This is a genomic window from Sinorhizobium terangae (assembly GCF_009601505.1).
Taxonomy (GTDB): domain Bacteria; phylum Pseudomonadota; class Alphaproteobacteria; order Rhizobiales; family Rhizobiaceae; genus Sinorhizobium; species Sinorhizobium terangae.
In genome coordinates this window covers 16,164-38,301 of the sequence record NZ_WITC01000060.1, presented here as the reverse complement: position 1 = coordinate 38,301, position 22,138 = coordinate 16,164, and the positions used below count along the sequence as shown (strand labels likewise).

At 57.9% G+C, this 22,138-nt stretch carries 10 protein-coding genes and 2 pseudogenes; 8 read left to right on the top strand and 4 right to left on the bottom strand.

Annotation, left to right across the window (positions count from 1 at the left end; translation table 11 throughout):
* Positions 1 to 909 precede the first annotated feature (909 nt).
* The 4 genes from GHK62_RS16395 (at position 910) to GHK62_RS16375 (ending at position 6,933) form a co-directional block, all read left to right on the top strand.
* Complete coding sequence (locus GHK62_RS16395) at positions 910 to 2,967, top strand: hypothetical protein (RefSeq protein WP_153440216.1); 2,058 nt, start codon at positions 910 to 912, stop codon at positions 2,965 to 2,967.
* Positions 2,968 to 4,213: 1,246 nt separating this feature from the next.
* Entirely contained in the window at positions 4,214 to 4,900 is a 687-nt protein-coding gene (locus tag GHK62_RS16385) for a response regulator transcription factor (protein WP_153440221.1), read from the top strand.
* A 26-nt stretch (positions 4,901 to 4,926) separates the two neighbouring features.
* Positions 4,927 to 6,366, top strand: a complete 1,440-nt coding sequence (locus GHK62_RS16380) for a type II and III secretion system protein family protein (protein WP_167528271.1) — start codon at positions 4,927 to 4,929, stop codon at positions 6,364 to 6,366.
* 6 nt (positions 6,367 to 6,372) lie between these two features.
* A complete protein-coding gene (locus GHK62_RS16375; RefSeq protein ID WP_153440215.1) occupies positions 6,373 to 6,933 on the top strand; it encodes a CpaD family pilus assembly lipoprotein in 561 nt (186 codons plus the stop codon).
* Positions 6,934 to 7,030: 97 nt separating this feature from the next.
* Here the strand turns inward: GHK62_RS16375 and GHK62_RS16370 are convergent.
* Positions 7,031 to 7,156: pseudogene (locus GHK62_RS16370) on the bottom strand (integrase core domain-containing protein); the annotation flags it as partial.
* A gap of 4 nt (positions 7,157 to 7,160) precedes the next feature.
* On the opposite strand from GHK62_RS16370, the pseudogene GHK62_RS16365 reads away from it, so the two are divergent.
* From GHK62_RS16365 to GHK62_RS34325, 3 genes and pseudogenes are all read left to right on the top strand, one after another.
* A pseudogene (locus GHK62_RS16365) lies at positions 7,161 to 7,295 on the top strand (transposase); the annotation flags it as partial.
* Between the two features lie 524 nt (positions 7,296 to 7,819).
* Positions 7,820 to 8,635, top strand: a complete 816-nt coding sequence (locus GHK62_RS16355; protein WP_153440214.1) for a YopT-type cysteine protease domain-containing protein — start codon at positions 7,820 to 7,822, stop codon at positions 8,633 to 8,635.
* Positions 8,636 to 9,783: 1,148 nt separating this feature from the next.
* A complete protein-coding gene (locus GHK62_RS34325) occupies positions 9,784 to 10,146 on the top strand; it encodes a hypothetical protein (protein WP_234886921.1) in 363 nt (120 codons plus the stop codon).
* Between the two features lie 34 nt (positions 10,147 to 10,180).
* Here the strand turns inward: GHK62_RS34325 and GHK62_RS16345 are convergent, their stop codons facing one another.
* The 3 genes from GHK62_RS16345 to GHK62_RS16335 form a co-directional block, all read right to left on the bottom strand.
* Positions 10,181 to 17,599 (bottom strand): shikimate kinase, encoded by a 7,419-nt coding sequence (locus GHK62_RS16345; RefSeq protein ID WP_234886920.1) that lies wholly within the window; start codon positions 17,597 to 17,599, stop codon positions 10,181 to 10,183.
* A gap of 1,090 nt (positions 17,600 to 18,689) precedes the next feature.
* Positions 18,690 to 20,498: an HrpF/NolX family T3SS translocon protein gene (locus GHK62_RS16340; RefSeq protein ID WP_153440213.1), complete on the bottom strand. Its 1,809-nt coding sequence runs from the start codon at positions 20,496 to 20,498 to the stop codon at positions 18,690 to 18,692.
* Between the two features lie 316 nt (positions 20,499 to 20,814).
* Positions 20,815 to 21,501, bottom strand: coding sequence for a nodulation protein NolW (locus GHK62_RS16335; protein WP_153440212.1), 687 nt, complete (start codon positions 21,499 to 21,501; stop codon positions 20,815 to 20,817).
* 201 nt (positions 21,502 to 21,702) lie between these two features.
* Here GHK62_RS16335 and GHK62_RS33600 point away from each other — a divergent pair, with 201 nt between their 5' ends.
* Positions 21,703 to 22,131, top strand: coding sequence for a nodulation protein NolB (locus GHK62_RS33600; RefSeq protein WP_167528270.1), 429 nt, complete (start codon positions 21,703 to 21,705; stop codon positions 22,129 to 22,131).
* Positions 22,132 to 22,138: the final 7 nt, after the last annotated feature.

The following is a 22,138-nucleotide window of genomic DNA, read 5'->3' as shown; positions in this document are numbered from 1 at the left end:
ACGTACCCCGGCTTGAAGGCTAGCGATCCGGTACCATCTATCCGATTGGGATCCATAGAGCTCTCTCCCTTTTTACGGGAACAAAGACCTCGCGCCGATCCGTCCACCGGTACCCTAGGTTAGTCACCAGTTTCAGGCATCCGCATGTAGAGACTAGGTCGAATTCTAGGTAGGTTAACTTTCGAGAAGCTGACGAGTCACCTACCGAACGCATCTGTCGGTCAGGATACGGCTCGGCGGAATGCCATGCTCCCCAGAAGAACGGCCGACGCGGTCGTTTCAACAACTCGGCCGGAGCGATCGGCATCTTGCGGTCATACAGCTTGGCGGGATCTATTGCAGTCTTGATCAGCGGCGCTGTGGCAAGTCGCTACGATCATTTGAAGGGTCGCAAGTATTCAAAGACGGTCAGTCCGACCTTCGCGCGGTGCGAGACACAGATTGTTTCACAAGACTGAACCAATGATTGCCGCGCGACAAACAGAATCGGACGCCGTGGCGACGTTAGCTGTGAGGATGCAAGAACAGCGTGAGAAGTAAGTGCCGCCTCTCTTAGGTGGCACCGGGCGCCGCATTTTTCGAGAGCACTGCACTGCTGCTCATTGCAAACTAAGAGGCCCGTCAGCTTCTCGAAAGTTCACGCGAGCAGGATAAGAAAGTCAAACCTTTGATAAGGGTGTCACGGTGAGCCAGCATTCGCCTGAACGGCTAGGCCGTCTATCGAGGTTGAGACGGAGTGGCCGATTTTGAAATGATGGCTGGGTTTAGTCCTGGTCACGGTGAGGATGAGTCATCTCGTGCTGATTTCAGGTTCCGACAATCGCATTTTTCTGCCGAAGCCTTCGCCACGTACTCGTCGTTTCCGTGCGCCAGATTTCTAGTTTGCTGGTAAAGGTTTTGTGAGGTCTCATGGAGCGAACAAGTAACAACTTTAACCTTTTCGATTTCGACGTGGAGGCATTCGCACGAGCGTATTATCAAAGTTCGCCGACGGGCCAGCGATCGGAAAATGCGCCCGACGCCAGCTTTGAGGAGCGGCTTGGCGAATTGCAACTTGATTCCTCTGATGAGAGCTCCACGAAGGCTGGCTCGCCCGATACTGGACCCGCAGAGTCGCATCGACGAATGCGGTCCACCGACGAGGGTGATTTGATGCGCATGCCGCTGCGGGATGACCGGTTCAGCGGCGCGCGCCACAGCGTGGGCTTGCCTCGCGGACGAATTGGCGACTTGGCTGCGGGATTATCGCGATCTGACTTGCGTGGTACCCTGTTCAGCAGCACACGCTACACCTCTTCATCTGAGACGCAGCCCGAGATCCAAACGAAAAATACCAAGAACCGCGGATTGTGGTCGCGCATCAAGTCAGGCGTGGGCAAAGCGTTCGCTAAGAGCCGCAGCGAAAAGGCGTCCGGTGCTTTTGTGCAGCGAGAGATTGTCTCAACCAGCGTTCGAGTGGATCACGCCAAGCAACCCGCCCGCATACGCGGTGTCTTTGACGCGGATGAGGCGCTTTTGGAAGAGTTAAGAAGCCGAGCCACAGGCCAGATGAGCGATGGCACCATTCGGAATGCTCAGGCCGATGTGCGCAATTTCAGTGCTTGGCTTAGCAGGAACAGGAGGGCGCCCATCGCCGGCAGGCTTGGCAACCCTGAGCTAGAACCTGGTTTGGAGCGCGATTTGCAAGACTACGCGAACGATCGCAATATTAACACTAGGCGTACCAGCGCAGCCCTGAACAAGCTTCGGGAGGTTCAAGCCGGAAGGGTCTTGTCGACCAGCAACTACCGCCTGGCACCCTATTCGGCAGACGAGTCTCTCATCGACCTGTGGGCTGCGGCAGAGAAGGCGACAGGCAGGGTTGAGCCCGACACGGTCGACAGACAGGCTCGTCGTCTTGCCAGACTGAGTGATTGGCTTGAGAGGCATCAAAGGGGCGCTATGGCCGGTAGACTCTTCACCCATGGGCTCGCCCAAGATGTCGAGGAGTACAAGCAACAAACGGGGGATAGCAAAATCAAGCCTGATTTGCTCAGGCTCCAGCGATACCAACAAGTGGTCGACGCAAACCAAGCGCTGGAGTTACCTCCTCCAGGGCAGGCATATTTGCCTGCCGAGCCACCGCAAGAGCTTCCGCCGATGCCAGACACCCCGAGTGAGGGAGCTTGGTCGTTATTTAGGGAGCAGATGCATGGTCCCACCTCATCGTCGCCAGCGCAAGATGTCGGCCTGCAGGGGAGCTCGCAGGAACTTCCCGCAACACTGGCCATAACAAGCGATGAAGGTTGGACTTGGTCCAGGGAGTATGCGCAAGGGCCAGCAACGCCGTCGGCTGCCGGGAGTTCGTCGTCAGACTTCTACAGCGGCCTTGAGCCGTTAGTTAATCTGGATTCACCCACACCGTATGGATTTCGCGGGGATGTTCGATCTCCGCCGGCGCTCGCCGGGCCATCAGCGGCCCCGCAGGAGGTGCCGGACATAGGTCATATCGTCGGCGAGGGATGGCGCCACGGCTCTCAGTCGGCCTCGGTTGTCCTGATCGATGTACTGGACAACGTCAATCTCCTGCCAAACCAGTTTGGCCCAAGGCGGGTCGACATCAACGGCGAGCCTTACTCGGTCACGCTAGGGCCTGGAGGGCGCAGTGATGTTCGACTGATCCACCATCCTCGCGCCAGGCAGAGAGATGAAGCCGGGTCATCCCGTCAGCTCCATAGCCCTGGGCAGATAAATGAAGCTGGACCTTCCCGCCCTGGTGTGCCGGATTTGGGATATCTTATCCGCGGGGGATGGCAGCACCGCGAACGCTTGCTTCCGAACTACCTTGCCCGCGCAATAGAAGGTAACCAGCTCATGCCGGAACCCGGGCGCCCGACGTATTTCAACATACGCGGCGTGCCTTACAAGGGCGAGTTGGTGGAAACGGACGGCGGCCCACGGGTTCGTATCTATCCTGAAGTCGGCTGAATGGCTTTGCCCGACCGTCTATGAGCGCGCCTGGATGTGGCACGTAGGTGGATCAATATAAAACCGCTGTCAAGCGGATCGAGGAATTGACCCTCCTATAGGCTCACCCACGAATGTTATTGAAGTGGAGGGCACTGAGATACAGGCGCGCACTTCATTCGGTCGCCATTGAGTATGATCTGCCCGGTTATTTCGATGCGCCAAGCCTTGACGGCTATTTGCACCGTCCGCAGGCGTTCTGCGTGAAGCGCGATGGATCGGAGCTCATTAGACGCTGCACGACCGAGTCAGCCGAAAGCGCGGGATACACCAAAGCCACGCGCGAATCTGCAGCTCCAATGGCTCCAGCATGCTCGGCCGCAAGGCGGTCCAATTTTACTTGGGCGGAGCACTTTGCTCGCATGCTTGCAGTGATATCCGGTAACCGCGACGAACTCATCTAGGCTCCTTTGTTTGTCCGTCCGACAGATCGATCGATATCGCTCGATGATTGCCTCAGCCGGTTCCGTATGTGTCGCCATGCTGATCCGCCGTGCCTCCATCCCCCGAGCCGGGACAGCGAACCATGACCATCCCATCGGGAGCATCAACACTATTACTTGAGGCAATGCGGGCAGTTTTTCCCAGTTCGTCCGACAATCCCAAAAGCGGGACGGAACTTATGTCCTTATACAAGTTAAAAGGTCAAACAGCCGTGAGTATTCGACCCGTATGCTCGGCAGCGGCAAAGGGTGGCTTCGCGCGGGTACGCCCAATCCCCCGATCACCGTCTCATCGATTTGTAAGTCCACTTATCTGAAGTAATCCACACACACAAGCAAGGCGGCGAGGGGCATGCGAGGTATAGGTCAGTTGAATGTGTGACATGCAAACAATCAATTTCTCTAGTATCGAGAAAAGAGGGTATCAACGACAAGTGTCGTCGCGCATTCAATGGCAAGAAACAACACCATGATACTCACTCAAAACGAGCTAAGAGTTCCCTTCGCCTGGGCGCGCCATACACAGCTACTATGGGCTACGGCCGGTGTGCACGGCAGGCGGCCGCCCTCGGACCGGTGGTTCGACAACGCTCTTCAAAGCCATAGGGATGAAGGACTGCCCCTTCCTCTGTGGCTTGCTGCAATGAGCGTCGAGCGCCCTAGACGGTCACCGGCCGGAAAGGGCGGTTTACGATATGCGCGGCGGCTTCTCTTTCAAAGCCGGCAGTGACCTGCTCAACCGATTGTCGCGCTTTGGAGGTGAAATGCGAACGCTACTCGTTGATCATCATGCCGATCTTTCACGCGTGGTGCGAGGATTTCTCGGTGATTGCGGGTTCGCCGTTGATGTGGCTCCTACTCTTGAAGAGGCGTCAGTTGCAACATGTTGCGCGAGCTATGAAATTCTTCTGTTAGAGCTGGACATGCCGGATGGAGATGGCTTGCACTGGCTGAGGCAGCTAAGAAGCGACGGGCATTCAGTTCCGGCCATTGTTATGGGTAGCCTCAACACGGTCGAAATACGAATTGCGATTCTCAATGGTGGCGCGGACGATTTTCTGCCCAAGCCCATCTCTACGGATGAGCTTGTCGCTCGGATGCGAGCCATTCTCCGCCGGTCGACGCAGATGACCGAGCCGATCCAGGTGTTTGGGAACCTCGAATTGGATCCCTTCAGTCGACAAGTTTTCGTTGAGGGGCGTCCGCTGAAAATCGCACGGCGAGAACTGTGTATTCTAGAACACCTGCTCAGCCGTGCAGGCCGCATTGTGACGCGTGCGCAACTGGAAGACCAGCTCTATTCATTCGATGAGGAGGTCTCGTCCAACGCGCTGGAAGTCGGAATATATCGCTTGCGCGGGCATCTGACTATGTCAGGTGCAACGTTACAGATTACGACCGTGCGGGGCATAGGCTACATTCTTGAATTGACCAACGCGGCATCCGCTTAGTTGTTCGAAATTGGAAGCAAAGATTCATGAAAGTCGTGCGTAATTGTCATCCTGGCACCGATTGGTGGTCGATCGTCATCGTAGGTTTGAGGTCTATGGTTTGTCCTTCCTTGGGCTGTTCCCTCAGCGCTCTCATTCTGTTATTGCCACTCTCTGCCACGGCCCAAAACACGCGGGATGAAGGTCACGTTCCCAATAGCGTCACCGGCACACTGAACCTGTCCTCGTCACTCAGCGAAACAATTCATCTGCCCGCGCCAGCGGCGAGCATCTTCATAGCCGACCCAACGATCGCAGATTATCAGGCACCGTCGAACAGAACCATCTTCGTCTTTGGCAAGAAACCCGGGAGGACTAGCCTGTTCGCCTTGGACGACAACGGGGAAGCCCTCGCGCAGTTACGTGTTGTTGTCACGCAGCCGATCGAGGACCTGCGTGCCGCGTTGAGGGCTCAGGTCGGCGACTATCCAGTCCATGTCAGCTATACGCCGCGTGGCGCAGTGCTTAGTGGCACAGCGCCCAATGCCGAAGTTGTCGACAGCGCGGTAAGCATCGTCGAGCAATTTCTCGGCGACGGTGCGAACGTCATTAATCACGTCAAAGTCGCTGGGTCGTTGCAAGTTAATCTGAGTGTGCGGGTAGCAGAGGTGTCCCGAAGCGCACTGAAGGAACTCGGTATCCACCTATCGGCTTTCGGTCAAATCGGTATGTTCAGGGCGGGATTGTTGCCCAGCGGCAGAGGTGGCGCTATGGGGGCGGCTGATGGCGGTGGCACGGCAGAAATAGGATTCAGCGACGGTAAGATCAGCGTCGGCGCTGTCTTAGACGCGCTCGCCAAAGAGCACATCGCTTCCGTCTTGGCTGAGCCGAACCTCACCGCGATGTCCGGTGAGACCGCCAGCTTTCTGGCTGGCGGCGAATTTCCCATTCCGGTATCGCAGGAGAATGGGCAAGCCTCGGTTGAATTCCGTAACTTCGGTGTCAGTTTGGAGTTCGTGCCAACCGTTCTCAACAACAACAAGATCAATATTCGCGTAAAGCCGGAGGTCAGTGAACTATCTTCTCAAGGTGCCGTCCAAATCAACGGTATCTCCGTGCCAGCCATCTCCACGAGGCGCGCCAGCACGGTCGTCGAGCTCGCCAGCGGTCAAAGCTTTGCAATTGGTGGGCTCATCAGGCGCAACGTCAACACTGATATTAGAGCCTTTCCTTGGCTCGGGGATGTGCCAATCCTCGGGGCTCTGTTCCGTTCGTCCTCGTTCCAAAGAGAGGAGACGGAACTTGTTATTATAGTCACGCCTTACATCGTAAAGCCAGGATCAGACCCCAACGAGATGAGCGCACCCACGGACCGCGTTGGGCCACGCTTGGCCGTGGGCACCGCTCCAAGCTGGCCGCGAGGCCGCGCTACTCCCCGCATCGGTGCATCAGGCGACGAGGTCGGTGCCGGCTTTATCATCAAATAGCGAGCGATGCAGTTGCAGATTAAAGGCCTTCTGGTTGCGCTGACGGCAAGCGTAAGCGGGTGCGCAAGCACCGCGCCGATCTATGTCGAGCCATTAACGTCGATTGTTGTCCGACGGGAGACCAACGTCTTAGTGGTACAGAACCTTCGCGCTCTCGAACGGCGGCGTTTGCGTGGTTTCATTGAGAGCGCCAGTCGTAATCGGCGCGATGCGCTCCATCTCATTATCAGCGGCTCGCCCCGGCTTAGCGAAGAGGTAGTGCGTGACATTAAGGAGATGGGAATCGACGCTAACAACATTCAACTCTTCGACCAACCCGGCAGCCTTGCAGTGCGGATAGAGGCGATTGTCTATAAGACCCGCCCTCCTGTGTGTTCGTCAGTATCCAGCGCTGCAGTTGGTGACACGTTCTTCGACGGAGCGCTTGGGTGTTCGGTACGCCATAATTTGGCGGCGTCGGTCGGCGATCCGCGCGACTTGCTCGGAAATGACGTTGCTATGACAAGCAATGGTGACCGCGCAGCTATACCGGTCGCCATGTACCGGACCTTCGAGACATTGAAGTGACCTGCCCCGAATTTTCGATCCAACGGCGATTAGAGCGTCGTTTTTGATTGAACCGCCCGAGGTTTTTGGACCAGCGGGGAGGCGGGCTGGTTGCGCTTCATGAAATCAGCGAGACCGGCAGCTTGTTGCCGATCGCACCATGTGGACGAATCTCGTTGTGGTCTCTACGCCAATCCTCCGCAAGGGTCCGGAACCGCTGTTGGTTCAGGCATTCTGCTCCGAAGCAACTCGATCGCGAGATCGTACGACGCACCCGGGAGGACAAAGACGCGCGCCGGTTGATGGCAATCCCTGGCATCGGGCCGATAACCGCAACGGCTCTTGTTGCGCTGGCGCCGGACGCCACAACCTTCAAGAGAGGTCCCGCAAGACTGGCCGTTGCGCGCGATCATTGGACGCGTGCGATCGTTAACAAAGCGGACACGCGCACACCTGCAGCATTCCGAAGTCCGCTGTGTGGAGGCCAGACGACGTGCTGAGCGTTGCGTTTGGAATGAATGCCGAGGATCAGGACAACATCGATGCGGATGTGGATTTAATGTGTTCACTGGGGAGACGCCAACGCAAGAGACCGAGCGCTTGTTCCTGGGCGGCAATTTGGAGGACTACCGAACACCGAGCGAAGCAAGATCCGTACAAGAGAGACAAATGTCCTGGCGATCGCACGTCCTCGCAGGAAGCGCTCACACAAGCGAGGGACAAGATCGCTAAGTTCCTGCGAAGCATCAGGGTAGTTAGTCGCGCTTACCTCTCAGACCGGTCGGCGTCCGTACGGCGGGCCAGGCAGCCCGTCATCTCGTAGTCAGCTTGGCCGAGTATCGTTCGCACGTTGTCTAAGCGTGAACTCACCTACCAAGAGATTTACGCCGAAGGAAAGCGAGTTACCATGTATAATCGAATCGAGGGTTCATCTACACGCGTTACACAAGCGGACGAATCGAGTCAGTCGGTGGACGGTGACAGATTTGCAAAAACGGTTGCGGATCTTGCGCTGCGGCGGAACCTGCAGCATGGGGAGTTGCCCAATAAGATGGGCGCCTGCTGCAGCAAGCCACATTCGTCGGATGCAAACGTTCAGACTTCTAACACCTCCGACCCCAGTACATCCTCTCTATCGAGTCCGGCTACCTCCTTATTTGAATACAGAACGGCCGACCTGCATGAGGCGAATGTGGATGGCATCTGCGTTGGGCTGACTGCGGAGTGGTTCCGCAATCTTAATAACAGCCCCTCAACCCGAATGGGTGTGCTCACACCCGGATCGCAAACGCACGCCTCAGCGGCTGCACGCCAGCGGCAATATGAAACACTCAAGGATCAGTTGCGAAGCAGGGGCGCAGGATCCTCTCAGGCCGACCTTCAGGCACAAAATACCATGCTGGAGGAAGCAGGCTTGGAACCGGCTGGAGAAGAGAAGAGATTCGCATTCGGCAAGTCTTCGAACGTCAGGCGCATGGTGAACGAAATCAACGAAGACGGATCGAACCATTTGCTCAGCTTGTATTTCGCCGAAGGTGGCTCGCACGTGGTGGCGACGTCGGCCTCGAATGGAACGACCACTCTTTTCGACCCCAACTACGGAGAATTTACTGTTCGATCGGATCCGGACCAGGTGACTTCATTGTTACAAAGCCTTGCCAATCGTTACAGGAATCCCAACAGGCAGCATTTGTCGACAATCACCACTCAAAGGATGCAGTGAGTTGGGTCTTTTGGGCCGGCGTGCCGCAGGTAATTTCCTCCAGATTCGATTAGAGTCCGGCCTCCCGATACGCCACTAACGTGGCGTTGGCGGAAAGGCATATCCTTGATCTTGCGCCACGTTGGAGGCGGTGCGGCGATGATGCCGGCACAGGTTGCGGGTGGTATCCGATCGACGAGTGCGGTCGGAAAATGTAGTACCACACAACGACAGAACAGCCACGGCGCGGAGATTCGTGAGCTCTTATATCCGTGGCATCCCTGGTCCGGGCGTCTGGTTCATATCCATGAGGTGCTCCTGAAGGGACACTGTTTTCCGTTGCAGCCTTTCTGGCGCTTTGTCCGTTCGATCTCTGGATGTGCCAGCATGGATGTTCGATCGGTTTCCGCATGTCGAACTTTCCAGTTTTTGAGCTCTGAACGCATTAGTTGAAGAGATTGCTACCGCATCCGAATCCGCAGAAATGGGCGCGAGCATTGGCCTCGCACGAAGCGAGTCGGAGAGATGTCCATGCCAGTTCGTACTGTTTTCGGGTCCATACAGCAGGAAGACCGCGTCGACGCCGTAATGGCAAGAGTTGCCGGAAGGGACGGCCCAGGCTCTGACGGCACTCGTCGCGCACCTGCTCGTCGACCACGCAAACGGCGCGCGGTTCCCAGCAGGAGGCGGGTGATGATGCATGAGAAGATTGGGCCGCACCACTGGAGCGCAAGACCATACTGTATGTCCGGCATACTTCGGCCTACCAGGTTCTACACAACCGTGAAAGCAGCGCTCTTCAATATACCATGCGCGACCGCCTGACAGCACTTGGATGATCGCGCATTGAGCCGGCGGATGATGATTTTGGCCGTCGTGCCGTGGGTGGTGCAATTCGCACTGGTTTTGACCGGATGGTCGCGGAGCTCTGCCTGGGCAAGTCGGCGCGGTGGCCGCACGAGAGGTGTCGCGCTTCGCCCGTAAGAGCCGTGATTGACAACAGCTCATCGAGCCTGCCCTTTCGTTGAAACCGTTCTGATCGGTACCGCAAGCGGTCTACCCCCCAAGGTAATGACCACTGGTTTTGGGCCGGAAGGGGTAGCCTCAATGACTATGAGCTCGACCTGCTGCGTCAGCGCTCTGTTTCGCCCTCTATGAAGTCCCACCGCGTGAGCTTGTCGTCACTGTCCCGATTGGCTTCCAAAAACAACGGCGACAGGATCGAGAAAGATCCCGAGCGGCGCATCCAGGAAGCCATTGCACTCGTCTTCAACAAGGTCGCCGAACTCGGCAGTGCACGGCAGGCCCTGCTATGGTTCCTTGAGCATGGACTCGGCCTGCCGGTCAGGGCACCAATGATGACGTCGCCTGGCGCAGGCCCAATTATACCCGCCTTCGGGCAGATCTCTGCAGCCGGTACACCTTATCGCCCTGCTTGGGCACGAATGCCTTTTGTACGTCAGAAAAACTGTGCGATGCCTTCATCATCTTCCGTTCCTCTTCCAACCAGGAAAATCACCGGAAAACTCTAACCCGATACAGTTTGAAGGGTTCAGATCACAAGCTTCATCGACCCAAGTCGATATGAATCCTGAGTCTGTCGTAGAGTGCCTGCCGATCAGCGACGAGGTGGTCGAGGTGCAGCGGGTCGTGCCGGGGCCGTTCACCTTGAGCCAATCGTCTGACTAGCGCCCGGGTGGCGTCCACGACAAACACCCCGCAATCGTAGCCGTTTTCCTGTTGGACCATCCGCACGGGTTCCGAGCGGGCTCCCAGCCTTGCTGCGAGCTGTTGTCCAAGAGCGCTGTTCTCGTCTCCGGAGGAGTCGTAATGATAGGCGACAGGCTCTTCCCGCCGGCGTCGATCAAGAAGCAGCAGCGACCAATGGGTACCCTCCTCGCCAATATCGGCATTGTTCACAGGAAGGAACACGAAATTGGCCATATCACCATTGAGGATGTCGTGGAAAACATCCGCCACTTCAGCCGGGCTTTGGGCGACGCGCAGCAGATGGGCGACCGCCGGCTCCACGAATCGGGTCTGGACGGCCAGATCAGGATTGGCCCAGTGCAATTCCTCGCGCAGGAGAGCGTAGTCGGCCGCGACATGCTCGTCTAAGAGCCAATCGGTTGCACCAAGCTCCTTGAGACGCGGTGGGCCGCCGCTCAGTCTGGAAATATGGGGATCCGTACGCCGAACTGGAGGCTGATGGATGACACGAAACGACGGCGCGACCTCTGGCGCTGGCGCCGGATGAGCATCATCACGGCTAGCTTGCGTTGTGGGCAGCAAATTAGTTACAGAGCTAGAACTGCCGCCGGTGTCTGACGTTCCCGTCTTGCGGGGAGTGCGGGCGACTTCGGCTTCGCCGCCGCATAGGTAGGCGTGCAGCGCTTTCACGCAGGATTCCGCGTTCCTTTTATCTTGTTTGTATGGCGGTACTACCTTGATATCAGCTTGTTGGTAGAACGGTAGGCGGTCATTAAACATCTGGCTGAGCTTGTGTTTTCGGTCGGGGCCCTGCAGCAGCGGGCGGCTTGTATCGTTTTTGAGGCGCTTTCGGATCTCTTCCGGCTTCGTATCGAGCCAGATGGAAACTGCCTTCGCGCCGATGAGCCGTCGAGTCTGCGGCTCGACAAAGGCCCCGCCACCGGTGGCGATGACAGCAGGTCCCTTCTCCAGCAATGGAGCGATCTCCTTCATCTCCAGGTCCCTAAAATGCGCCTCGCCATTCTCAGCGAAAATATCATTTATGGACTTGCCAATCTTTGCCTTGATCTCTTTATCGGAATCGACGAACTTCAGCCCCAGTCGTCTGGCCAGTACACGGCCGATTGTCGACTTGCCGGAGCTCGGCATGCCGACGAGCACGACCGACCGCGTCCCGAGAGCGGTTACAATTTCCCCTGCCTGTGGCGACCTGGAGGCCTCGGCCTGTCCTGCTCGTTCGACAGTTCGCAACTTGAATGCCGCAGCCGCTCCGGGAGTGCCATCGCCTTGCGAACCCCAGTGGGGTATGCTCAAGGCGTCAGGGGGGATGGTAACCTGCATGCATCTGTCTCGCGCGCGCTGCATGAGTTCTTCCGCCCTTTCCAGGCCAGAGTGCTCCTGCAGTTTTTGCAGTTCCTTATACGTGTCGTGATTGTCGATCTTGGCCTTGTAGCTGTCGGCGGTGTGGAACTCCACCTCGAAGCGATAGCCGCCAGGCGTGGCGAGCCCGGTCTTGATGCCGACGAAGGTTGGTGATCGCGTCTTGAACCAGTTGGTCGTGCTGACCTCGGCATAGTCCCGCTCTTCGAAGGCCAGAATGGCCTTCTTGAAGGCACGCGTAAAATCCTTGTCAGGGAGTTCGAAGAGATGACGTACGGCGTTGCCGATCAGCTGGACGCCGGCCTCGGCCGGCACCTGCATGCCGATGAGCTGGTCTGTCATGGAAGCTTCCGATCGCAACCGGTGCTCAAGATGAGGCATATCCACCTGGATGCCCGCTTTCCTGAGGCTGGCGGCAACGCCGAGCGCCCCTGCAGTGATGCTCTCTTCCTCCTGTTTGGCACGCGACGCCTCGATTTTGGCGCGCTTTGGCGCCTCCTCGCGGCTCAACGTAATGGTCATATCGCTGTCCCCGGCGGCCGGCCGGAGGCCGGAGCGCCTGGACAGAATGCCTTGTTCCGCAGCGAGCTTGATCGAGGTTTCCATGATGGAAGCCGCCAGGGTGGGGTTGTCCTTCAGCTCCTTCAAGGCTGCATCGGCATCAAAGCTTCCGTGGTGGAGAGCCGCCGCCATGCTCTTCACATAGGGCACGGAGGCTAGGCCCGGTGTCTGTTGCAGCAGGCGCTGAAGGTACTCGCTCTTGAACATAAAGATGTGGGCGCCAGTGTCGGATTTATAGGCGTCAGTTCCGACCTTGATGCCGAGGCTCAGGAGATTGTTTGCACTTTGCACCAGGTCGTGTGGATTGTAACCGTCCGGTCGCGGGTCGATGCGCACAGGGTAACGGTCGATGAGAAGCTGGACACGCTCGCGTGGCTCAGTCATTCCCGGATAGCTCTCCGCCAGCTCCGGGAACAGCGCGGAGAGCGGTTGGCTCGTGGCGAGCTGCGCCTCGCTCACGCCGGCCGCTGTTTCGGGCAGGGCTTGCTCATCCAGCCTCGCGGCCCAGGCCTCGAGCTCGGCGAGGAGCAACTCGGCCACCTCGCGCGCGACCGGATGGTTGGCGACTTCGATCTCGCGCCGCGCCTTCTCGAAGGTGCCCAGGAAGCTCGCGGCACTGACCCCTTCCTGTTCCAGCAGGCCTCGGATGTCGCGCTTGAGCTGTGGGTGAATGCCTTCGTACGTTCCGAAGATGGCACGCTCGGCAAACCACAGTCGCGCTTCATGGGATTGAGCCAGAAAGCCTCGCTGCAAGCCGGTATAGATTTCCAGCACATTGCGCGTGGCGGCGAGGATCTGGCTGGCGCGGCCGAACTTGTAGTGACCGCCCTCAATCGCCGGGGTATGCGACTTTGGCGGCTTGAGCGAGCGAAGCCTGCGTGCCTGCTCCTCTTGATCGAATTGCCTAACATGCTCGTAAAGCTGCGGCCGGTCGCCGATGATGACGACGCTATCCCCGTCGAAGTCGCCGTCAAGTTTCTTCTGTTCACTGGGCGGCACGGCAACCACCGAGCCTGGGGCAAACACCTCCGTCGCCTGGAGGATGCCGACGCAGTCGACCGGCGTGTCCGCCTTCGCGCGGTCCTTGCCCTCGGTCCAGCTCGAATGGCACTTGACGTCCTCGGCAGACATCACCAGCCCTCGGTCGGCATAGTCGGCGGGCCACATCTCATCCGGCACCACGATCAGAATGCCTTTCGCAAAAAAAGTCGGATCGTCGGCCGCTAGTTCCTCGCCAGACTTGTGTGCGACATTGAAGCTGTATTGGATGGCCGTACAGTTATCGAGAAACACAGCGGTCGGATCCCCGTCAACTGCCGACTTGACACGCTCGGCGGCGAACGGCCTCAGGTTCGGCTTGTCATAGGGGGACCGCCCGATCAGCGCGCCACCGCCGCTCAACGTCTTGCTCTTGAGCGTTGGCACATGGAGGCAGCCGTCAGCGGACGGGATGGCAACTGCGCCCGGACCATTGATGTTTGCCGCCGTCACCGTGCGAAATAGCTCTTCGGACGTGAGCTCTGGCTTTTGTTTGCTCCGGAGCCAGATCATGGCTTTCTCACGTGCCTCATCCGCCACTTGCTCGCTGCGTGGGTAATGTTGCAGCGCCGAGACTGGCAGGGATGTGTTCCTTCCCTCACCATAGGCAAGCACCCGGTCAGGACCGTCTTCCTGCTCGCCGGCACGACGAATGGCTGGCATAAGGTTGGCCAGCGAGGCCCTGATGAAGCCGCAGCCGTCATGCGGTCGCAATGCAATGGGCCCCTGCGCCCCCCTCAGCTTGAAGGCATGCTCCTCGTTGGCACGGCGGTCCGGCAGCAGCATCAATTTGAAGGCGCCTTCCAGCGCGTAGTCGTGAGGAGATAGGCCTTTGATCGCCGGAGGCGCTGCAAAGCCCCTGCGCTGAGTGTAATAATAGGCCTCTTTGAAAGGAGCCCAGGCGCGCGACAGCTGCTCGAAGGCGGTGCCCGGTGCGGTTTCGGCATAAGGGATTGCCAGCAGCTTCCCCCCGGAAGGTTTTGTTGGCTCGCCTGGAGCCCGCGCCGCAACCTGAGACACGCTCAATCGCGGCGGCTTTAACTTGCTGCCGCCGAACAGGTCCATGCGGTATGGCACGCCATCGACGGTGAGCGTGCGCGCCAGCATGAAGGCGCTCGGGGTTGCCGGCAGTTGCACCGCGACCACCGGCAGGCTCCCCGAGGTCAGGCGATGGAAAATCGAATAGCGTGTTTCGGGCTCCGTGGCCAAATGCCGCCCCTGCATGTCCACCACCGGCAACCGCATCAGTCCCGCATCCCCCTGCGGCGGCCTGGGCTCGTGATCCATGGTTCGCAACACCTGCAGCACGTCGAAGACCGAGGCTGGATGTTGCGCCTGGATCGCCACCGCATCCTGCTCCATGAACAAGTCCAGCGCATCCACGGGATTGTCGGCCTCGATCTGCGCGATCAGGTTCCAGCTCATGTTGGAAAGATCGCCTTCGATGAGACCGCGCGTCCTGTGCAGGATATCCTTGGTCTTACCCTCCAGCTCTTGTTGCCTCACCCGCAAGTCGGCCCTCTTACCCTCGACATACGGCGACCGGAACAATCTTTCCAGGACCGCACGGGCCTTGAGCGTCTGATAGATCGATAAAGCGGGGCAGCGGCTCGCAAGCGGTCCGCGCGTCCGCTCGGCATCGCTTGCGTTCAGATGCGCCTCGATCTTCTGCTCCAGAACCGGTTGAAGGTCGTTCAGCAACGTCAGAGCCTGCCGGCGGTGCCAGCGCAGTGGCTTCTGTGGGCTGCGCGCCAACGGCAGCAGAGCATCACACACGTTGCCCATCGTTTCCAGATCGACCTGCGTCGCAAAATCAGGGGCCTGACGCAGTTCCGAGAGCCGAGCTAGGCCTGCCGGTGCAAGCAAGCCGAGATCATCCACCAGTCGAGCCTTACCCAGCCCCTTGAAAATGAGGGTGATGCTCAGAACGCCCGCCTCCGTCAGGCGATCATTATCATAGTGCAGGTAATGGGCGAGTTTGTGCAACCTGTCCTTTAATAGGGCGGTCTCTACGACCTCGCCGGCAGCCTCTGTCCTCGTGATGCTTCGCCCCAAAGCATTGGCGATCATGCTAAGCTGAGGTGTGGTGAACGTTCCGAGTCGGTAGCCTGGTGCGCCGAGTTTGTGCGCGATATTCAAGATCGCCTGATGGCATGCGGCTTCCTCGGACCATTTGCCGAAGCCGTTCATCAGCATCGCCAGCCCTTGGTGAACGAAATCAGAGAGCTGGCGGCAACGGATCTCCTTGGCAATCGCGATTGTTCCGCTTTGACAGTCCGCCTCATCCGGGCACTTGCCGAAACCGTTCACCAGATTCGCCAAGTGCTGCGAGGTAAATCGAGAAAGCCGGTCGGTGCGCTCCGCTTGGCGACAGACCTCACCAGCGACCGCGACAATGGCATGGCGCGGCTTCTCCTCATCCGACCACTTGCTGAAACCGTTCACCAAGTTCGCCAAGGCCTGCGGATCAAACCCACAGAGCTGGTCGCCACGTTGAGAGACCTCGCTCGCGACTGACACGGCAGCGTCGCGGCAGTCCTCCGGCCATTTGCTGAAGCCGCTCACCAAGTTCGCCAAGGCCTGCGGATCAAACCCAGAAAGCCGATCGCCGCGGCGAGAGACCTCCCTTGCGATCGCAACGATTGCGCCGCGGCAGTCCTCCGGCCACGTGCTGAAGCCGTTCATCAGGTTCGCCAACCCCTGCGGGATAAAATCGGAGAGCTCGGTGCGGCGCGAAATCTCCCCTGCGATCGCTACAATTGCGCCGCAGCAGTCCTCCGGCCATTTGCTGAAGCCGTTTACCAAGTTCGCCAATCCTTGCGGAGTGAAATCAATCAGTCGCTCGGCTGGGCCGGAAACCGCGCGGGCGATTGCAACCGTAGCGCCGCGACACTCAGCTCTTTCCGGCCACCTACTGAAGCCATTCACCAGATTCGCCAAGTGCTGCGAACCGAAATCAGGGATCAGGGCGCGACGATCGGCGCGGCGAAGAACCTCAACAGCAATCGCAACGATAGCGTCGAAACAACGCTTTTCGCCAGGCCGCTTGCTGAAACCGTTAACCAGGATCGCCAGATCCTGCGGACCGAACCCAGAGATCAGGGCGCGACGATCGGCGCGGCGAAGAACTTCAACAGCGATGGCAACGATAGCGTCAACACAGCCGACCGCATCAGGTAGCTTGCTGAAACCGTTTACCAGGTTTGCCAGATCGTGCGGGTTGAAGTTCGGGAGCCTTTGCGCTTGGCTGGCGACCTCACGGGCAATCGCAACGGTAGCACCACGGCAATCCTCCGGCCATTTAGAGAAACCATTCACTAGGCTCGACAGCTCCTGCGAAGCGAAGCCTGACAGCCGGTCGCCGCGACGACGGACCTCGCCAGCGATTGCAACTACCGCGCCGTTGCACTCCGTCCCTTCCGGGTCCCTGCTGAAACCGTTGACCAAGTTCGCCAAATGTTGAGATTTAAAGTCGGATAGCCTGCCGACGCCACCCGCGCGGTGACGGACCTCGGCGGCGATTGCAACTATAGCGCTGCGGCAGTCCTCCGGCCATTTGCTGAAACCGTTCACCAAATTCGCCAGGTTCTGCGAATCGAATCCAGTGAACCGGGGAGCCCGGCGGCGAATCTCGGCGGCGATTGCTGCAGTGGCCTGATGAGAGTTCTCCTCGTGCGGCCATTTGCTAAACCCGTTCACCAAAAGGGCCAAGCTCTGGCCGTTTAGCCCTCGAACCGTGCCGCTTTGTTCCCGAAGAAATTCGGCGATTTTGATCATTCCATTGCGGCATTCCGCCACTTTAGGATATCGACTGAACGACAAGACGAAGAGTGAAAACGCTTTGGGTTCAATCTTCTCTACTAGGGGGAGATCAAGCCGCGATACTCGGGCTGCAACCCGCCTGCAAGCTTCCTTACCTGTCTCGCCTCCATCTTCCCGGGCCACTGCATTGCACGTCGTGGCATAGGCCCAGGATTTCTGGGCGCCGATTTCCTGCTCCCATCTCGGGAGAAATTGACGCATAAACTGGGCGGCGGCCTTTTGCAGGAATGTTGCGTGGTCCGTTTCGCCCTTGAGCTTCTTGTCATATTTCACCACAGCGTGCGAGAATTTATCGATGTCGCGAGCGAAGCTAATATCGTGTAGAGCGTCATTAAGTTGTATTTCAGAACTTGCACCGTGAATATCGGCTTGCCTATCAAGTAAGAACGCTTTTGGCTGCGAGCGACCGGGCTTTTGACAGTCGAGCCACGGGTCCTCATCAGAACACAAGGAGCTTTCTTGTCGAACGGACATTTCTTCGTCCGAGACTGAGGGAAAGCGGCGCCGCCGCCCAGCGGCTGTAGGTGGCGCAGTGGCTGCGCGTATGGCAGCGCCTAAAATCCGACGCGCGCCCAAAGAGGAACCGGAAGTCCTGCCGGAGGCATCGTCGTCACAGCGGGCAAGGGAAGCGGAGGACGCGCCTCCTTCTTGCGGCCGTGAGCGCATGCGTCCCATGGTGGAAGCGAACGACTGGCTGGCGTCTCCAATGGCAAGCTCTTCCTTCTCGGGCGAACTGCTCGGTCCGCACTCGGTGGCGGCTCCATCCTCTCCAATGTGAGATTTTCCAGATCGCGCAATGCCGCCTGTCATATTTCATCTCCGAAACAAGAGAGAATGCGCCGCTTGTAGGTTGCGGCTGTTGCCAGGGTATTCGTGGTGTATCAAGGCTTCGGCCCTTGAGCGCAAATGCTCGGATGCTCCTTTTCTCCCAAGCGAGCTTCTTGCGTTCTAACGAACGCCGTCGCGCCTCTCATCGACAGCTCAAGCGCTTGCGGGCCCTAATGGTTATTCCTTCAGTCGTTCTTTGATGGCTAGTATAGGAATCCATTCTGACGTAAACCTGACCGTTGCTGGACACCACAATCTTGAATGAGGAAGCTGGAGTCAGCGCGCGTGTTTTGCTCATTCATGCGCTTAGGTCGGTGGTGGAAGAGGAGAACGACGAGGTCAGGCGCGCGCGACGCCTGGAGCTTCCCCCGGCAATAGATATAGCTGCATCGGGCTTGTTTGCCGGTTCACCGCTCCTGATTGTGGTTTCCCTTCGCGAACTCCTCTTCCAAGCGGAAGCCGCCAGCGTGGCGAGCACAGTCTTGATGCCGATAAAGGGTGGCCATCGCGTCCTGCACCCGTTGGTCGTGCCGATCTCCGCGAAGCTAGAATGGTGTTCTTGAAGGCACGCGAAAAATCCTTGTCCGGAAGCTCCAGGATGACGCGTAACTGGCCGCCACTAATCTAGCCGCTTCGACACGCCCTCCCGATCAATATCGTCTGCTTGCCTCCATGGGCAAGCAGAGTCCTGCGTCTCGATTACCACTTCGATCCGCTGAAGATGAGGTGGAAGCACTTACGCGGCTGCGGCGGGCACGGAATCAGCCTTCAGGCGCGCCTGCAGATTGTTCAAGTAGTCTTGCGCATAGGTTTGCGCCGTTGAAAGCGGCAGATTGATGCCGGCCGTTGCGGCCTCTTCTACGGCTTTTTTCACGAGCCCGTTGCGAATCGCGAGTTTGACCTGAGGGCCGGAGACAAGACCGATCGCCTGCGCCCCGAGATTGAGGCCGGCTTCTTCCAGGGCCTGCTTCATATTGCCTCCGCTAATGGCTGTATGGAGAAGATTTACCGCTTGCGACCCAATCTCAAGACCCGCCGATACGAGATCGGCCACTTGACCCAGGCCCGGAACGAAACTGAGTACACCCACCGCCGTCGCAGCCCAATCGAGCACAGGCGTGGCCGCCTTAGCGACGTCGTTGATTGCGTGCATGAAGGCACCGCCGTTCTTTTTGGCAGACTTGATATCGGGTTGGTCCGCAGCACCCGCCATCATGTCCGCAACGGCGTCCTTCGCTGCAGCGGTTTCGGGGACATGGGTCTTCGTCTGCTGAACGGTGCGATTCGCAGCGGACATGTTGGTGGCGAATTGCGTGAAGTCATTTTGGCTGATGTTACCCGAATCGACGGTATGTCCGCCGCCGAAGTCGAAGAACTTATGATGGGTCTTATAGCCCGTAATCGAATTATTCAGCAAAGCAAATAATACGGGATCTGAGAGCAACTGCGACGCGGCTTGGCGTACCCTCGGATCGAGGCTCTTATTGGCTGCTATGCTCGCCAGCTTGTCACGAGTCAAGTCGCCGCTTCCAAAGAAGGTGTTCCGATTGCCGTTGATCGTCTTGAGCGTATCCAGTTCGGTTTGCGTGAGGCTCATCGATGATGAGGCGACCTGCAGGAAATCCTCTTTGTGAACCTTATCTATCGCACCGCCATATAGCTGCTTCCAATCATCCGGGTGATTAAGGAAGTATTGAGCCGCTGCAATGACCTGGGGAGGGCATTTGCCGGTTTTCGCCTGGCCGTCGACTATTTGCCTAAAGTCGGCCAGACTCAGGTTCTTAGGCAAATAGTCGGAGTATCGGTAAAGCTCGCGTAATGCAGAGCTCAAGGTCATGACCGAGGGGTGACCGTTTCCAGTGCCGTCGGATGGAATGTAGTTCTGCACGTAGCTTTGCGCCTGCTGGTCCTGGAATGCGGCAACTTGTGAGTGGAGCTCGGAGAAGCCGGAAAGATCCTTCGCCTTGATGCTCCCTCCGCAGCGGCCATCTCCTTGTGAGCCTATCGCATAGAAGAGCTCCGGGTCCTGCTGCAGTCCTTGGATTGCAGTCTTCAGATCCGGTGGCGTGGAGGGGTCATTTGCTTTGTCTCCCAGCGAGTCCCAACTGAGCGGGCATTGGTCCTTGTGGCGGTTCAACACTGCCACAATCTGCAACTCGGTTTCGGTTAGGGAGCCGCCGTTCCACGTAATCCTCGAGCTTGGTATGGGTGCCGGCGCAGCGCAATAAGAACCGACGGCACAGGGCGGCGGATCCTGATTCGTTGATTCGATGGCGGCTCTCATCTGCGCTGGCAACAGGTCCATCGGGTGCTGCTTCAATTCTTCCAGTGTCGACTTCACGTTCTTCGCCACCATGTCCCGCTGTACAAAAGGGTCATGGGTCTGGCCGTCCGGCAGCCAAGCGGACAGCATCGATTCGAAAGACGACTGCGCTTGTTGCTGGGCCTGACTGAGCATCTGCGCGGAGTATCCCAGGGCTGACGAAGCTTGTAAGGATTGAGTGGGGTTCGAAATGACAGGCGACGAAAGATTGCTGATCGACATTGTGCATCCTCAGATGTGAGATTGAAAACGCCACAAGTGCGTCACGTGGTGCTGTGGTGTTCACGACGACCGTTGATATGCGGAGCGCTGGCCGGATCACCAAGAATGCCGCTGCTCATGATTGTGATTGCTCCGCTGGTTACTTGCTCAAACGTCTATTTCCACCACCAATTGGCGGCAGCACCTTCGGACGATCCAGGTTCTCACGATGGGACGTTTAGCTGTCGAGGAGCTGACCAGTTTCGGGAAGAATTCACAATAAGTCGATGCCGGCCGTACTGCTCTTGCGTTCATGCTCCTCCGCATCGGAAAAAAGTCATCTCGGATTCAACTCAGGCTCGCGGACAGTGCTGCCCTGAGGCGGTATGTCAGACGAATAATTGCCTTCCGGTCGTCCATTGCGAACGATCATGGCCGAGGAGCCCCGAAACAATTGCAGCACCGATTCTGGCGGCATCTTGGTGGCATGAGGCTTCGCTTCCGCCTCTGCCACAACGCCGTCAAACGTCTGTTCGACGAGCGCGACGAACCGCGGCGGGCCGGAAACCATGACAATCCCGTTTGCCGGTTTCACGAGATAGCGCTCGTCGGAAATATTAAGCGCATCGAGGGTCGCCTCGAATGCATCGAAGCGGCGTGTAGGCAACGCAAGCATACGAGTTTGTGCTTCTTTTGCGGCAGAAACGTAGAGTACAAGTCCATCATAGTACCATTGGAGATCGTAAAGCGCGGTCAAGCGGTCGAGAAACTCGCCCGCCGGTAAATCCGGCATGCGACCGCGAATCCGCCCCTTCACCTCGGCGCTGACATTAACCCTGATATTGAGGTTGTCTCCGAATTCCTGCAGCGCGTCAGAGAGTTCCTGATCCAGAACAGTATACCTATAAGGTGTTGAGGGCAGCGGTAAAGGCGCGCCGAGCGTCATGTCGATCCCCGTGGTGAGAAAAACCGCGGCATAGACAAGTGTCTTCAATGCGTGCGGGATGGTGCGTTGGATGATCATTGCCGGTATCTCGTTTTGAAGAATCAAGGGCTGAAATTCTTGCGGCGAACTAACGATTCCGAACGTGGCCTTAAAATGACGGCCCGATAGCCGCTTCGTCAGCTTATCGTAAGTTCGTCTCCCTACGGTATCGACCTGATTAGGGGTGATAAACGGGGCTGGCATATCACACGTCAGACAGACCTAGCGAGTTCTTCCATTATGTTAAGTATCACGTCGATTCCTGCCCATCTGACCGACTGTCTGTCCAGAGCTGGATCCTCGTCAGGGTGCGATGGGCAGGCTCAGTTTCAGCGCAGTCTAGTGGAGGCCGCTGCATCAATAAGAAACGACACGCCGGTGACAGCGGAGGCCGCGTCATTTCGCCCGGATGTGGAGGTTCCGCGCGCTAATGCGCAGATGAGCTCGCCGAGCGACCGTGTGGTCGAGGCGCTTTCTTCGGTCTATCGAAGTAGTGCGGTTACTCCTGCCTCGTTCGACCAAAGGGGGACTCCGCAAGCACAACATGACTTCGAAGCGATGATTGCCAGTCTGCGGGAGGCTTACAATGGCGCTACTCAGGTTTCGCTGGTCACTAAGAGTATCAGCAGCCTCACCTCATCTGTGAATAAATTAATAAAAGAAGGATGAACGAAGC